Below are 15,450 nucleotides of genomic sequence, written 5' to 3'. Positions count from 1 at the left end.
GCGTAAACATTGTAGAACAGGGGTCATTGTCTCAATTTTTCAGTCTAGAAGGGGTGTATTATCAAAGCCATGGGTATAGCCAGTGGCTCAGTGAATGCACATTAAATAATTTTGGCGGTATAGTTACCTGTTTTCTGCAACAATATCGCCAAAATCTCGACCTAGGTTAGGAGCAAGGTGTTACACTTTCCCATGTCTTCGAACTAGGGTTAAAACATAATTGAAAGCATCGTATTTAATCTTTAATGATATTAAACGCTCCTTTTATCAAAAACTGAGCGTCTTCAGAGAATTCCTTATGATTTAAAATCTCGATCTTGCCCTCATTTAACAATCCGGGTTTCACTTCTCTTTTCATAAAAATGTATTCGTTTTCAGTAAAATGCTTGAGGACCAATGCAAAATATTTCCCTTCAATATCAACCAAAGCACCTTGAGGTAAGGATAACCTGTCTGCAGTAGTTGCGTAAATTTCAGCTTCAACATACATTCCGGGGTTAAATCTTTCAGCAAGTTTTTCATCTGATAAATGTCCATGTATCCCAATGGTTCGATTTTCAGGATCTACTATTTTGTTTACCAAATAGACGAAAGCTTCATACTCCTTGTCATCCTCCTGTATTTTGAACACAATGGGCTGCCCTTTGTGAATCTTTGCCAGGTCCTTCTCGAAAACATTCAATTCAAGGTGCATGTGATCTGTATCTACGATCGAAATGGCCGTTTCTGAAGGGCTTAAAAATTTACCTCTCATGGCATCCACCTGAGTCACATACCCTTCAATAGGTGAGTTTATTTGTATGGTGGTGCGAATATTTTCCAAACTTAAGGTTTTTGGATCTATATTCATCAGCTGTAATTTCTTGGCAAGTGATTCTGCCTTGACTTTTGTCACTATATAGTCTGACTCTGCCTTCAGATAGTTTTTCTGAGAGGTCACATTGTCCTGTGCAAGGTTTTTCTGTCTTTCATAGTCTGATTTCAGATAAGTAAGTTGCCCTTTTGCTTCTAAATAATCCTGCTGCATTTGCACAAATTCAGGATTTTCCAAAGTGAAAAGATTTTGCCCCTTTTTAACTTTTTCACCTGGTAATAAACGAATATCCTTTACAGTTCCGGCGAAATAGGAACTCACTGCAGCATTGTTTTCCGGAGGCACATCAAATCTCCCAATCGCTTTCACAATTTGATGAAATGATGCCATCTCAAATTCCCCCAGTTCCATAGCTGAGGATTTGAATTGACTGGCAGTCAGTAGGTAAGTGCCCTCATTTAAAGTTTCTGCACCAGTTTCTTTCTCTTCAGACGCATCTTTCTGGGAGGAGCAAGATGCAAAGAGAAGGAGAGAAGCAATCGTTATATAAACTAGCGCATGATTTTTCATGGTATGATTATTTTTCATTGTAAATTCATTATGTAGCTCGCTTCCAAAACTGTGTTATTGTATTGGAAAAGAGAATGGAGATAATTGGATTCAATGGTTTTGGAATTCTCTAAAAATTGGGTGTATTGAAGAAAATTTATTTCCCCATTCTGATACGCCCTATTAGCATGAAACAAGGTCTCTTCTGATAATTTCTTACCTGTTTCTTCATAATAATTTAATTCCTCCTCAAATTGCCTAAGGTCGGAGAGCAAAACCTCATACCTCGACATCAACTGTATCTTGTAATTATTACGCTCTGATTCTATTATTCTTGATGCTGTTTTTGCAGCAGCTATTTTTGACTTTTGGTACCCAAACCATAGAGGTAGAGCAACTCCCACATGAAACCCTGAATAGGTCTGTCTTCCCGGCCCATTGTTCATGCCCTGAAAGAGGGACAGATTTAAATCAGGAAGTAATTTTTGCTTTTCTAAGTTATACCTATAACTGGAAAGGTGCATGGCATCAGCATAGAAATTGATAGCAGGGTGTTCTTCCATGTCAATAGGGCTTAATGTAATCCTTTCAAGACGCTCATTTTGAACCATGAAGCTAGTGTCAGATTGAAGCCATTGATTTAAATCTATAGATGATTTTTTTATGCTTTCCCTTATTTGATTTAACATCAGCGAAATTTCTTTCTTTTTGGTATCAGCGGTTAGTTTTTCCAAATAGTTTGACTCGCCTTGATCAAATTTTCTGGTGGCAGCATGCTGAAATTGGGTGTACAAACTGTCCAAATAAATGTAATTTTTCAGCATTTCCTGCCAATAGACAATTTCATAATAGGTTTTTGATACCTCTTTGGTCACCAGGTATAAGTCCATCTCGTATTGGTCCCGCACCAATTGTGATTCCCCTTGCATTACTTTTCTTTGTGCTCCATACACTGTTGGAAATTGAAGGGACTGTTGGATACCCCAGACATTGAGCGCTAGGTCATTTGGCGCTAAATTGTTCTGGTCTTTGCTGTAATATAATTCTGTTTTGCTGATGTCTATGGCACTTCCTATCAATTGGTCACTTTGATCAATTCTTTGGGTAGATGCCTTTAAACCAAGATTGTTTTGTACAGCAATCTCCACTGCCTGGGTCACATTGATCTCGCGATCCTGCGCATGACTCACAAAAGGGATTGAAAGCAATAATAGGAAGGTGACGGCTGTTTTAGGCATATTAACTTTTGGAAAAGGTCCTTTCCTATCGAAAATAGCATAGAGAATTGGTAATACAATTAGCGTGAGAATGGTAGAAGTAACGAGGCCACCTACCACTACAGTTGCCAGAGGCCTTTGCACCTCGGCACCAGCAGCAGTCGAAATTGCCATAGGTAAAAATCCCAGGGCATCAGTGGCTGCTGTTAGCAAAACGGGTCTTAATCTATTTTTTGTCCCTAAAAGTATCCGCCGGTTGATATCATTTACCCCATTTGCTTTGAGTTCTTTAAACTCTTCTATCAGTATAATGCCATTTAAAACGGCAATACCGAAAAGTGCAATAAATCCCACCCCAGCAGAAATGCTAAAGGGCATATCTCGAATAAAAAGAAGGGCAACACCTCCCACAGTAGCCATAGGAATGGCGCTGTAAATAAGCAAGGCTTCTTTTACTGAATTAAAAGCAAAATAAAGTAAAACAAATATGAGTATCAATGCAATAGGCACGGCAATCATTAGTCGGTTCTTAGCTGTTCTAAGGTTTTCAAATTGGCCTCCATAATCAATGGTGTATCCTATAGGGAGGTCGATTTCGCTTTTTATTATATTTTGTACGTCTTCCACTACCGATTCAAGATCTCTGTTTCTTACATTCACGCCAACTACAATTCTCCTCTTGGTATTGTCTCTGGATATTTGTGCTGGCCCTTTCGTGTAGGTGATTTCGGCAAATTCCCGTAGGGGCAACTGATTGCCATTTGGCAACTGAATAGAAGCTGATTCAATATTATCAATGTCTTTGCGGTGGTTTTCATCATAGCGGATCACCAAATCAAATCTCTTTTCTCCTTCAAAAATGGTTCCGGCGGATTTACCTGCGAATCCCATGGTGAGGATATTGTTGAGATCTTCTACATTCAGTCCATACTTTGCAATCTTAAGTCGATCATATTTCACAGACATTTGTGGAAGTCCTGCTACCTTTTCCACTGTAATGTCCACTGCACCCTCAACATTTTGAATGGCTTTTCCTACTTCCAGCCCTTTTTCATAGAGGATGTCCAAATCTTCACCGAAAATCTTAATCGCCAAATCGGCTCGAACGCCCGTTATGAGTTCATTAAAACGCATCTCAATAGGTTGGGTAAATTCGTACTCCACTCCAGCTATCTCGGATAAGGCTTCCTTGAATTTGTTGGCCAGATCATCTTTGTTGTCTGCGGTCACCCATTCATCCCTTGGTATTAATTTGATAATAACATCACTTTCCTCCATGGACATTGGGTCAGTAGGGACTTCCGCTGCTCCAATTCTACTAACTACCTGATCTACCTCCGGAAATTCCTGAAGAATTTTTTCCATTCTTGTAATGATCTCAATGGTATTGGTTAATGAAGTACCTGTTTTGAGAACAGGTTGAATAACAAAATCACCTTCGTCCAGAGTGGGTATAAACTCACCACCCATTTGAGAGAAAAGGACAATCGCCGAAACCAATAATGCAACAGCCACTCCCATTACTATTCTTTTTTGTCTCAAGGCCCAGACTATGGCAGGTCTGTACCGGTTTTCTAAAAAGGTAATCAATCCGGAAGAGATGTTTTTTTTGTTAGGGTCTGTAGGTTTTATGAAAAGGGATGCCATCACGGGCACGTAGGTGAAACAGAGGATGATGGCTCCAAGCAATGCAAAGCAGAATACCAATGCCATAGGCCGAAACATTTTGCCTTCCACACCTACTAGTGAAAGTATAGGGATAAATACAATGATAATTATTAGCTGTCCAAATATTGCGGAGTGCATCATTTTGGAAGCACCCATATGCGTGATTTTATCAATTCTATTTTGTCTTTCCGCTTTAGGTAAATGCAATAGATTTGATCTTTCTGAAGTGATCTTAAAGGCGATGAACTCTACTATGATTACAGCTCCATCTATGATGATTCCAAAGTCTATGGCTCCAAGACTCATTAAATTGGCATCCACCCCAAAAATATACATGAGTGATAGCGCAAAGAGCAAACACATTGGTATAACAGAGGCAACCACCAGTCCAGACCTCAGGTTGCCTAATAAAAGAACTACTACAAAAATCACAATCAGGCAGCCCAGAATAAGGTTTTCTGCTATGGTATAAGTGGTTTTATTTATCAGTTCACTTCTTTCCAGAAATGGATTAATGCTGATACCTGGTGGGAGTGCGGGTGATATTTCTTCAACCCTTTTTTTTACGGCATTGATGACTTCTTTAGAATTGGCTCCTTTTAGCATCATTACCTGACCCAAGACTTTCTCCCCTTCACCATTCCCAGTAATTGCGCCAAATCTGGTAGCTTTCCCAAAGCCTACCTCAGCTACATCTCTGATGAAAATTGGTACGCCATTTCGGTTTTCAATTACTATGTTTTCAATGTCTTCTATAGAACTTGCCAGACCTTCTCCTCTAATAAAATAGGCTTGATTCGTTTTTTCTATATAGCCACCTCCTGCAATGCTGTTATTTTTTTCTAAAACAGCAAATGTTTGTGCCACTGTAATGTTAAGGCTTCTGAGTTTTTCGGGGTTGATGGCTACTTCATATTGTTTCAAATGTCCTCCCCATGTATTTACTTCTATTACACCGGGAATTCCTGAAAGCTGGCGTTTGATGATCCAGTCTTGGATGGTTCTTACCTCTGTTAGAGAGTATTGGTCTTTGTAGGCCGAATCAACTTCTACAACATATTGGTAAATTTCTCCCAGACCTGTGGTGATAGGGCCCATAAATGGCTGACCAAAGCCAGGGGGGATTGTCTCTTCTGCAGCATTGATTTTTTCAGCGATAAGTTGTCTTGGAAGATAAGTCCCGATTTTATCGTCAAAAACCACTGTCACTACTGACAAGCCAAATTTTGACACCGATCGAATTTCATCGACATTGGGTAAATTGGCCATCTCCAGCTCTATTGGATAGGTCAAAAATTTCTCCACATCTTCTGTAGCAAGATTTCTGGAAGTAGTAATAATTTGTACCTGATTGTTGGTAATATCAGGTACAGCACCAATTGGGATTTCAGTAAGGGAATAACCGCCAAAGGCAATGACAGCTGCTGAAAACAAAAGGACGATCAATTTATGCTGAATGCTGTATTTAATGATTCGCTCTAACATTGGGACGGTGGATTTTAATTATTGCCTAAAGTTAAAAAGTCAATGTCATGTCTTTTCTCAAGCTTTTCTTAAGATTCGCTTAAAATGTGATTGTTTCGCTTATTCCGTTTCCAAAATAATAAAGTTATTGATTTCCTAATACGCGCTGAAATCGTTTCAAAAACACAATTAATGCCGTTTTCTCTCTTATATTGTTGGTGCTGAGTTTAGGTTATCAAATGATCCGATCTACTTAGAATTACTATTCATTCCAGTTAAAATTGAGACAAACATTACTATTTTTAGGGCGAATTTTAGATTGCTAACTGGGATAAAGTCCGCTATCCTTATTAAGAATGTAGAATTGCAGGAGGAAAAAGAAGCACGACAGTGGTTCCCTTCCCTTTTTCGCTTAGTATAGAAATATTTATCTTATATAAATCACAAAGTTTTTTTACAATGGAAAGCCCTAAACCTGCTCCATTGACACGGCCTAACTCATGGCTACCTCCTCGAAAAAAGGGCTGGTAAATTTTTGTAAGATCAGTATCAGAAATCCCTATACCCTGATCTACAATATGTAAATGGATTCCATCTGTTCCTTGCTCAAGAATCAATTTAATCGGTTTCTCAATAGGAGAGTATTTTATCGCATTTTGAACCAGGTTCTCAATGATGATGGCAGTAGATTTCTCATTGGTATTAATGTACAGCTTTTTATTGATCTTATTTTCAAGTAGGATAGACCGGTTTGGGTTTTGTTCACAAATAGAAGCTAAAATATCTTTCACTAAAAAAATCAAATCCACTTCTTCATCCTGAGAAGCGTTTTTTTGAAGTCTTGCAAGGGTTAATAATTGATCGAGGATGGCATTTAATTTGTCTATGATTACAATGCCATCTTTTATTTTTTCCACGTACTCTTCTTGTGGTCTTGGCTTTCGGATCAATACCTCAAAATTTCCTTTTAAAATCGCCAATGGGGTCCTCAACTCATGTGAAGCGTCAGAAGTGAATTGTTTTTCCCTCAAGACTCCTTTTTCTACCCGCTCTAAAAGGTGGTTGATAGATACGGAGAGACTGTTGATTTCATCCTTATACCGGAGAGAAGGAAGTCTTTCATTCAGGTTGTCTTTTGTGATTATTTCGGCCTTTTGTGTGATGTCGATGATGGGCTGTATGCTTTTTGAAGCAAGCCACCTTAACGTAAGGAAAAGGAACAACAAAACTATAGGGTAAAGCAGGAAAAGAACGATTTTAAGGTTGTTAAGCAAAAGCTTTGAATCTTCAAAGGACGTTGCGAGTAAAAGATACCCTGACAATTCTTTGTTGGTGAATAATTCCACCTGCATCTGCCTTATTTCTTTTCCATTCAAGCTTAGGTTAAAACCTTTGTTTTCGGAAGTGATTCCGGGCTTGAAATTAAGGTTGTTGGTACCCAGATTGGGTGATTTGTCCATGGACTTTCCGTCCTTATCCACTATTTCAATGAATATGGGATTGAAATTAATTTCATTGTGCTCTTCCTCCTCCCATTCTCCTTTGTGTGCAAATTTTATTTGGCCGTTTTCAATTTTTATCTGGTTGCCATGTTTAATCGTTTCATTTTCAAGGTTGTTGTCAACATTACCTAAAACGGTAGATTTTACCACCATATAGATAAGGATAAATGAAACCAGGATCATCAGGGCAGAGGCCATGGTTAATTTGAACGATATCCTGTTTTTGTAAGTCCTGTTCATTCCTCCTTTGCCATATAGCCCACACCACGAATGGTCTGGATGTAATTGTTGTCTTTACTTAATCCGAGTTTTTTTCGCAGTGAATTGATAAATACATCAATCACTCCAGTGTCATAGTCAAAATGGATGTCCCATACACTTTCTATGATTCTGCTTCTTCTACAAACTTTGTTTTTATGGCGTAGAAGGTATTCCAAGAGGGCAAATTCTTTTTGAGTTAAAACCACTTCTTTCCCATTGGATTCTACCCGGTGATTTTCAGTATATAAGCTAATAGGGCCTAAAGTAAAACAAAGTTGATCCCCAGATTGAGGTCTCAATTGTACCCTGATACGGGCCAGTAATTCTTCAAAATTAAATGGTTTTCGGATATAATCATTCGCTCCGGCCTGCAAGGCAAATATGGCCTCATCCGAAGTGTCTTTGGCAGTTATGAATAAAATGGGGGTAGTGGGATATTCTTTTCTGAACTGCCTGGTAACCTCTATGCCACTCAGTCCCGGTACCATCCAATCCACCAAAAGAATATCATAATACCCCTCCAGCGCCATTTCCAATCCAGTTTTTCCATTATCTGCCACATCCACAGCATAGGCTTCTTCTTCCAGGCCTTGCTTTAAAAAGCCTGAGATTCCAGGTTCATCCTCAATTATTAAAATCCTCATGCATAATGAAGTTTATAAATCACGGCAAATCATTTATTCGCATTTTAAAAGTTTACCAGCCAGGAGTGGATGGTGCAAATACAAAGCAAATAAACAATATCTTTCTTAAGATTGCCTTAAAAAACCATTAAGGTAGTATAAAAATTTACCCTATGAACAACCATTCTGGTTGAGAATATCTTTCACTGGTCTTCAAATAGTGCTTCAATTCTCCTTTTGACTGGTAATTTTATTTTGATCAGCAAGATTTTTGTTCGATTTGATGCTTGTAATAACACTCCCGATCTTTTATCTTCCAATATTTTGAAGTTATCACAATAGATTGATTTAGTTTTTATTAGTATTGTGATTTTGAAACGATAAATTGTTATTATAAATAATTTATCTAAAATAATGAATCATTTATGGTTTTCGGTAGCTATAAAGAGTTGTCAATTTTTCTTGGTTCGGATGTTGAATGAACTAAAAAATATTTTATGTACTGGTGTGGTTTTACAGCTTCCTATTGATGATAAGCTCTTAATTGATATTTCTTATTTAAAATTATGGGCCACAAAGGACTTGGTCATACCCAAGAACTTCTCCTCCCACAAACTGCTTCCCGGAAATAAATTTTGCATGTCCTTTTTTGACAGTAGTAATATCTCATCCAAGTACTGTTTTGCAGCCTCCTTTGTCCATCTTTGAAGCCTGCTTAACTTGGTTTTGGTTAATATTAAGTACCTGGTTTTTTTGGGCAGAAATTGAAAAAATGGCAACAAATAATGAGGCTCTATTATGAAATATTTATTTGGGGTTTGAACGTAAAAATATTTACCAACACGCATTGCTTCCTGCGCCATTTTACGCTGTTGGTTCCCGTTGTACAGGTGTTCTATGACTGAGTTAGAAAAGGCAATATCAAAAGTATTGTCACCATACTTAGATAAATTGGTGGCGTCACCATCCACTGAAGTGAAATTTCGAATGTGAGTTTCTCGTGCATCTAGATTTAGTATGGTGATATGAATCCCTTGAACATCATCTAAACCTGCATTTATCCAGAATTCCTCATACCCTCCAACATCCAGTATTTTTATAGGTTTGGGCAATTTCTCCAACTGATTCTTGAAAAACATCATCCGTTTTTGTCGGAATTGGTTCCCTAAAGAATTTCTATTAGAAGATACATCAAAGGCCCAATTAAATAATTTCCTCATGTTTATGGTTCGTAATTTAAAAATTGATTATCTCTTTATTGCATGTTGGTTTATTTTCAATAATGATAACCTTGGTTTTAATTACGTATAAACTTAGATAAAATTAATTTATATACATCAGTACAAGTGTTTAACTATGTGATTTTAAATGTTGTTTATAATATTCGTGTAGTTTTTCTCTCTATACAATAAGTGACAAAATTGAGTCATAATCGAAAAATACGTTTATTAACCTATACAAGAAGCTTTCAATTAATTAAAGAACAATGGCTTCTTTAATAGGCTGGAAACCCAAAATGATAAAAAGGTTTATTATTAAAAATTTTTCGAAGTGGTATCCCTTAATTGAAAGTTGAATGGAAAAAAGGTAGAGTAATTGGTGAAAAAACCCAATTTCTTCGAAATTAACTGTTTGATGCGTTCAAAAGGAGATTTTTTTAATAAAAAAATAGGATTGAAGGATAAAGCAATGGTGAAAAGGAAAGGCTATTGCCTGCAAAAAAAATAGCTGACTTTCATCTCCTTTTCACCTATGGGCTTCCTCTTTTTTAAACCCTTGTTTGCCCTTTGCCTCTAATTACCCATTTATAGGAAGTCATTTCTTCCAATCCCATTGGGCCTCTGGCATGTAGTTTCTGCGTACTAATGCCAATTTCGGCACCCAATCCAAACTGAGCGCCATCTGTAAATGCTGTGGAAGCATTGGCATATACGGCTGCAGCGTCCACTGCCCTCAGAAAATGGTCAATGGTTTTCTCCTCTTCAGCAATGATGGCTTCACTGTGTTTACTACTGTATTTTGATATATGTTCCAGTGCTTCTTCTATATCGGCTACAACTTTTAGCGCGAGTGTCATGGAAAGAAATTCCGTACCAAAATGTTCCTCCTTCGCATGATTTAGTAAGTTTTCAGGATATTTTCCTTCCAATTCTTTGTATGCTTTTTCATCTGCAAAGATGGTTACCTCTTTTTTTGCCAGTGGCAAAGTCATTGCTTCCAGGTCTGCTATTCTGCTCTGGTGCACCAATAAACAATCGAGGGCATTACAGACACTTACTCTTCTTGTCTTGGCATTTAATATGATTTCAGTGCCTTTTTTAAGGTCCGCAGATTTGTCAAAATATGTATGCACGATACCTGCTCCGGTTTCTATAACAGGGACTTTGGAGTTCTCTCTAACATAATCGATAAGCCCCTGGCTTCCCCGGGGAATGATCATGTCTACAAAACCTACCGCATGAAGCAAGGCTTTGGTCGCCTCCCTGCCAGCAGGAAGAAGACTTACGATATCCGTAGAGACATTGTTTTTTTTCAGCACCTTATGAATCACATCAACAATGCAGGAATTGGAAGCATAAGCATCTGATCCCCCTTTAAGCACCAAAGCATTTCCTGTTTTCAGGCAAAGACTAAAGACGTCGAAAGTAACATTTGGCCTGGATTCATAAATAATACCTATCACACCAATTGGAACCCGTATTTTTTTTAACTCCAGTCCATTGGCAAGGATCTTGTCAGAAATGATTTCCCCTAGTGGGGTGTCCAGTTTGGCCACATTGATAAGGTCGCTGGCAATCCCTTCCAACCTTTCCTCAGTCAATTTAAGACGGTCGTATTTTGGGTCATTGGGATTCATTCGGTCCAGGTCTTCCTGATTGGCATCGAGGATTTCCGGAGTGTATTTTATGGCAGCCATCGCCAAATCATCTAAAATTTTATTGATTTTATCTTCCGGTAGAAGGGAGAGGCCTCTGCTTGCTTCCAGTGTTTTTGAAAAGATGTTTTCCTGGTTGTCCATAACTACTATTGTTTATACCGGCAGGTATCAGTTTAATTCAGAAATATAAAGGTAATCATAATGTACCAATGGTTTTTGACCAGTAAGGCCAATTTTCTCATTGGCAGTTTTTGCATTGTATTCGGCTTTTCCAAGACCAAGCCTGTTTCCTACAGGATCTACTATCCGGATAATATCCCCTTTTAGAAACTCCCCCTTAATGGATAAAATTCCGACTGGCAATAAACTGGTTATTTTATCCGATACCAAGGCTTTTTGAGCCCCTTCATTTATGGTAACTTCTCCTTTAGAGTAATTTTCACTATGAGCGATCCATTTTTTGTGGTTGTCTTTAGATTTTCCTGGTTCAAAGTATGTGCAATTAAGTTCCTTGTTGTAATAGGCAATAAGCACATTGTCTTTTTTCCCATTGGCAATCAATACTTCAATACCAAGATTGGCAGATTTTTTTGCCATGGTCATTTTTGTAAGCATTCCTCCGCGTCCGAAGGAGGATTTATGGGTGGAGATATATTGGCTCAAATCAGGCATTTTCTGCCCTACAAATGTTATCAGCTCAGAGGTAGGGTCTGAAGGATGACCTTTGTAAATCCCATCCACATTGGTAAGCAGAAGCAAACTATCCGCATCTATCATGGCTGCTACCAATCCTGCAAGTTCGTCATTATCTGTAAACATCAATTCCGTTACGGCTACGGCATCATTTTCGTTAATTACAGGGACCACATTGTTTTTCAACAAACCATCGAGGCAATTTTTCATGTTGAGATAATGCGTCCGGTCTCTAAAATCCTCCTTTGTAACCATTAACTGTGCAATAGGATGTCCATACTTGGAAAACAATTCCTTATAGCGTCGAATTAGTTCTATTTGCCCGATGGCCGCCCACACCTGCTTTTTGGATATTGCATCGGTTTTTGGGGTTAGGGGCAACGATTTTCTTCCAAATGCAACAGCACCTGATGTGACCAATACCACTTTCACCCCTTTCTCCAAAAGGAAGACCATTTGGTCTACCAGGCTTGCCATTCTGTTTAGGTCAGGACTACCATCTTCCATGGTTAGCACATTGGAACCTATCTTGATGACGATGGTATTGGTTTTATCCTTCATTGTATTTGGGAATTGTGGAATAAATGCAAAATTAGTAAGATTCATTAAATAGACTAATGATCAAAATTCATTTATCGAAGCTGACCAAAGGTATTTGGTATGGATTTAGTAAAAAGATTAGTCAAAACTTCTCGGGACCAGTTGCAATTACAAGACAATCAGGTCGTTTGAAGGTTTTAAGTTTGTAAAGCTTTCGTGAAATCGAAAACACCAAAGATTGATTGATTTTAAAGTGATTTGAGCAGGTCGTAGAATGTCTACTGCATATTTCGGGATTAAGTATTTATTGATTACTTTGTACACTTTAAGGCATTTGTATAAAGAAAAACCATATCACTTTTGGGAGAGGGAATTATAGCATTTAGTAATTGGATTTGGGGTACCCCATTGTTGCTTCTTTTGATGGGTGGCGGATTTTTTATGTTGGTTTATTCCGGTTTTATTCCTTTTAGAGGATTAAAACATGCAATGAAAGTGGTAGGAGGAAAATACGATGATCCGAATGCCTCGGGAGACATTACCTCTTTGCAAGCTTTGTCTTCAGCCATTGCCGCCACAGTGGGTTTGGGAAATATTAGTGGGGTAGCATTGGCAATCGGTACAGGAGGTCCGGGTGCAATATTTTGGATGTGGATTTCTGCCTTTGTGGGCATGGCTACAAAATTCTTCACTTGTACACTAGCGATCATGTATAGGGGCAAGGATTCTTCCGGACACATTCAGGGAGGGCCTATGTATGTTATCGAAGAAGGAATGGGTAAAAAGTGGCGTTTTCTCTCTGTTATTTTTTGTGTAGCAGGCATTATGGGCTTGTTGGCAATCTTTCAGGCAAATCAATTGACAGAGGTATTACGCGTTGTAATGTTGCGCCCCATGGGGTTAGATCATGGACAATCTACCCGTTGGATTATTGGCATTACCATGATGCTCTTGGTAGCGATAGTTATACTTGGTGGGATTCAAAGAATTGCAAAAGTGGCCTCAAGGCTTGTTCCATTTATGGTCATCATGTATTTCCTGGGTGTTTTTGTTATTTTATTTAAAAACTTGGGAGAAGTACCTGAAATGTTGTGGTATATTATTGAAGATGCTTTCACAGGCAAAGCAGTTTTAGGGGGCGCAGTTGGACAGGTGATCATCACTGGCGCCAGAAGGGCAGCATTCTCTAATGAAGCAGGTATAGGCACTGCTCCGATGGTTCATGGGGCTTCTAAAACAAGTGAACCTGTAAGGGAAGGGCTGATAGCCATGTTGGGGCCTTTTATTGATACAATTGTGGTTTGTACGCTTACTGCTTTGGTAATTATGGTTACAGGTGTCTGGAAAACCGGAGAGCAAGATGGCGTTTTACTTACTCTGTCGGCATTTGAAAAAGGACTACCAGGTATAGGTAAGTATATTTTGGTGATAGCCGTCCTCGTATTCGCACTATCTACCATGTTCACGTATTCCTATTATGGTCACAAATGCTTCAATTATCTTTTTGGAGCAGAGAAGGCCAATTATTACAATTATTTTTACCTGATCACCATTGTTGGCGGTGCGGTCACTTCCTTAAGTGTAGTTATGAGTTTTGTGGATGGCATGTATGCAATCATGGCCTTCCCAACGATGATTTCAGCCATCTACCTTTCACCAAAAGTTGTAGCGGCGACCAAGGATTATTTTAGGAGAATGAAAAATATGGACGAAAAATGAATTGGTTAATAGCACCGAATGCTTTTAAAGGAAGCATGGAGGCGGATGAAGCAGCAGCCATCATCCAAAACTTAATTCAGGTCAGAAGGAAAGACGATACAGTACATACCGCCCCAATAGCTGATGGCGGTGATGGCACTTGTTATTTACTTAATCAACAGTTAGGCCTAGAGAAGTTTTATGCCCGCGTTAATGATCCAATCGGAAGAGCAGTGGATGGATTCTTTGGTTATGACCCAGCTACTGAGACCGCCTATATGGATGTTTCCACAGTTTCAGGAATCAAATGGCTGACACCTGGCGAGCTTAATCCCTGGTTGAGTAGTACGTATGGTACCGGGGAGTTGATATTGGAAGCGATTGCCAAAGGAGCCAAAAACATTGTATTGGGATTAGGAGGCAGTGCTACAATCGATATGGGAACAGGGATTTTGGCCGCCTTGGGAATTGTCTTTCTGGATGATGAGGGTAAAGAACTGTCACCGTTTAGCCCTAAATTCTTACAGAAAATTAAAAGTATTCAACTTAAAGAGAATCTCCCCTCGGTTTCTTTCACTTGTCTTTGTGATGTGAGCAATCCTTTTTTTGGAGAAAAAGGGGCAATCCCTGTTTTTGGGCCTCAAAAGGGATTAAAGCGGGATGATCATTCATTGTTCGTAGCGTCAGCACAAAATGTTCATCAACTTTTTGAAAATATTAGTACAAACACCATTCACGATCAGGCAAGTTTTGGAGCTGCCGGAGGCATCGCCTTAGGTTTAAGCGCTTTCTTTCCCACTAAAATGGCACAAGGTGCTCAATTTTTCTTTGAGAAAATTGGGATAGAAAAAATGATTGGAAACACGGATGTGATTGTCACAGGTGAGGGGAGGTATGACAATCAGTCCGAAAATGGTAAGGGAAGTTTTGAATTGCTTCAATTGGTCCGAAGGCATGGTAAAAAAATATGGCTGATTACATCAGGTAATGAAGCTGATGAAGCAGGTTTTGATGAGGTAATTAAGTTACCAGACTTGGATTTCAACCTGCCTAATATAAAAGAAGCTGCAACAGAAAATTTAAAAGTAGCAATTATAGAAAAACTTAAGGAAAAGGGGTTTTAGATTTTTTTTTTTAGGTATAAAATTATTTAAAAAGGTTTATCTATTGTTTAAACTCCATATTTCACTTTACTAAATGAGGGATTTATTTTTATAAGATTTCCTATATAAAAAAAAATAAAAACAACCACTTTTTAATTAGTAAATTTGTTGAACTCACTAACCAGAGTTAGTGCTTAAGAGGCTTTATTTCTAACTAAATAATCATTGCCATAGAGGGATGCAGAGAAAGAAAAGGGTGGGTAACTTACGCTTAACCAAGGTTTTAATTGATTTTTTTCGCTCAAAGTCCTTTTTATGTTTTTTATGGCTATTTTTTTATGAAATTTTAGTCAAATTGATATTATAAGGTATTAAGACAAGTTTGATATTAGTTTACATTTATATATCCAGTTGTTTTTGATTAATAGGTTTCTCTTTTC

9 protein-coding genes are annotated in these 15,450 nt (G+C 38.3%); 2 read left to right on the top strand and 7 right to left on the bottom strand.

Annotation, left to right across the window (positions count from 1 at the left end):
• Nucleotides 1–235: 235 nt before the first annotated feature.
• From AC0L7T_RS20280 to proB, 7 genes are all read right to left on the bottom strand, one after another.
• Nucleotides 236–1,402 carry an efflux RND transporter periplasmic adaptor subunit gene (locus AC0L7T_RS20280; RefSeq protein WP_473337944.1) on the bottom strand — a complete coding sequence of 389 codons (1,167 nt, stop codon included), beginning with the start codon at nt 1,400–1,402 and terminating at the stop codon, nt 236–238.
• Entirely contained in the window at nt 1,399–5,733 is a 4,335-nt protein-coding gene (locus tag AC0L7T_RS20275) for a CusA/CzcA family heavy metal efflux RND transporter (RefSeq protein WP_473337942.1), read from the bottom strand. Before AC0L7T_RS20275 ends, AC0L7T_RS20280 begins: the two co-directional genes overlap by 4 nt.
• A 329-nt stretch (nt 5,734–6,062) precedes the next feature.
• Nucleotides 6,063–7,454 carry a sensor histidine kinase gene (locus AC0L7T_RS20270; RefSeq protein ID WP_473337941.1) on the bottom strand — a complete coding sequence of 464 codons (1,392 nt, stop codon included), beginning with the start codon at nt 7,452–7,454 and terminating at the stop codon, nt 6,063–6,065.
• Entirely contained in the window at nt 7,451–8,119 is a 669-nt protein-coding gene (locus AC0L7T_RS20265) for a response regulator transcription factor (RefSeq protein ID WP_473337939.1), read from the bottom strand. Before AC0L7T_RS20265 ends, AC0L7T_RS20270 begins: the two co-directional genes overlap by 4 nt.
• Before the next feature lie 533 nt (nt 8,120–8,652).
• On the bottom strand, nt 8,653–9,318 hold the full coding sequence (locus tag AC0L7T_RS20260; RefSeq protein ID WP_473337937.1) for a methyltransferase domain-containing protein: 666 nt from the start codon (nt 9,316–9,318) through the stop codon (nt 8,653–8,655).
• Nucleotides 9,319–9,866: 548 nt separating this feature from the next.
• Entirely contained in the window at nt 9,867–11,117 is a 1,251-nt protein-coding gene (locus tag AC0L7T_RS20255; protein WP_473337936.1) for a glutamate-5-semialdehyde dehydrogenase, read from the bottom strand.
• A gap of 27 nt (nt 11,118–11,144) precedes the next feature.
• On the bottom strand, nt 11,145–12,230 hold the full coding sequence (gene proB, locus AC0L7T_RS20250) for a glutamate 5-kinase (protein ID WP_473337935.1): 1,086 nt from the start codon (nt 12,228–12,230) through the stop codon (nt 11,145–11,147).
• A 339-nt stretch (nt 12,231–12,569) separates the two neighbouring features.
• On the opposite strand from proB, the gene AC0L7T_RS20245 reads away from it, so the two are divergent.
• Nucleotides 12,570–13,928 carry an alanine/glycine:cation symporter family protein gene (locus AC0L7T_RS20245; protein WP_473337933.1) on the top strand — a complete coding sequence of 453 codons (1,359 nt, stop codon included), beginning with the start codon at nt 12,570–12,572 and terminating at the stop codon, nt 13,926–13,928.
• The gene (locus AC0L7T_RS20240) at nt 13,925–15,031 is read left to right on the top strand and encodes a glycerate kinase (protein ID WP_473337932.1); all 1,107 of its coding nucleotides are present in this window, start codon (nt 13,925–13,927) and stop codon (nt 15,029–15,031) included. The genes AC0L7T_RS20245 and AC0L7T_RS20240 overlap by 4 nt, the downstream gene beginning before the upstream one ends.
• The last annotated feature ends 419 nt before the right edge of the window (nt 15,032–15,450 follow it).

This window comes from Cyclobacterium sp. 10D3-21 (genome assembly GCF_055809755.1).
Note: the sequence above shows the minus strand (reverse complement) of the source record. Positions and strands in the feature narration are given on the sequence as shown.

Bases quoted from the DNA above. Each gene is read 5' to 3' on its own strand.
- AC0L7T_RS20275 (WP_473337942.1), bottom strand. From the start codon at position 5,733: ATGTTAGAGCGAATCATTAAATACAGCATTCAGCATAAATTGATCGTC.
- AC0L7T_RS20265 (WP_473337939.1), bottom strand. From the start codon at position 8,119: ATGAGGATTTTAATAATTGAGGATGAACCTGGAATCTCAGGCTTTTTA.
- AC0L7T_RS20270 (WP_473337941.1), bottom strand. From the start codon at position 7,454: ATGAACAGGACTTACAAAAACAGGATATCGTTCAAATTAACCATGGCC.
- AC0L7T_RS20240 (WP_473337932.1), top strand. From the start codon at position 13,925: ATGAATTGGTTAATAGCACCGAATGCTTTTAAAGGAAGCATGGAGGCG.
- AC0L7T_RS20260 (WP_473337937.1), bottom strand. From the start codon at position 9,318: ATGAGGAAATTATTTAATTGGGCCTTTGATGTATCTTCTAATAGAAAT.
- AC0L7T_RS20280 (WP_473337944.1), bottom strand. From the start codon at position 1,402: ATGAAAAATAATCATACCATGAAAAATCATGCGCTAGTTTATATAACG.
- proB (WP_473337935.1), bottom strand. From the start codon at position 12,230: ATGAAGGATAAAACCAATACCATCGTCATCAAGATAGGTTCCAATGTG.
- AC0L7T_RS20255 (WP_473337936.1), bottom strand. From the start codon at position 11,117: ATGGACAACCAGGAAAACATCTTTTCAAAAACACTGGAAGCAAGCAGA.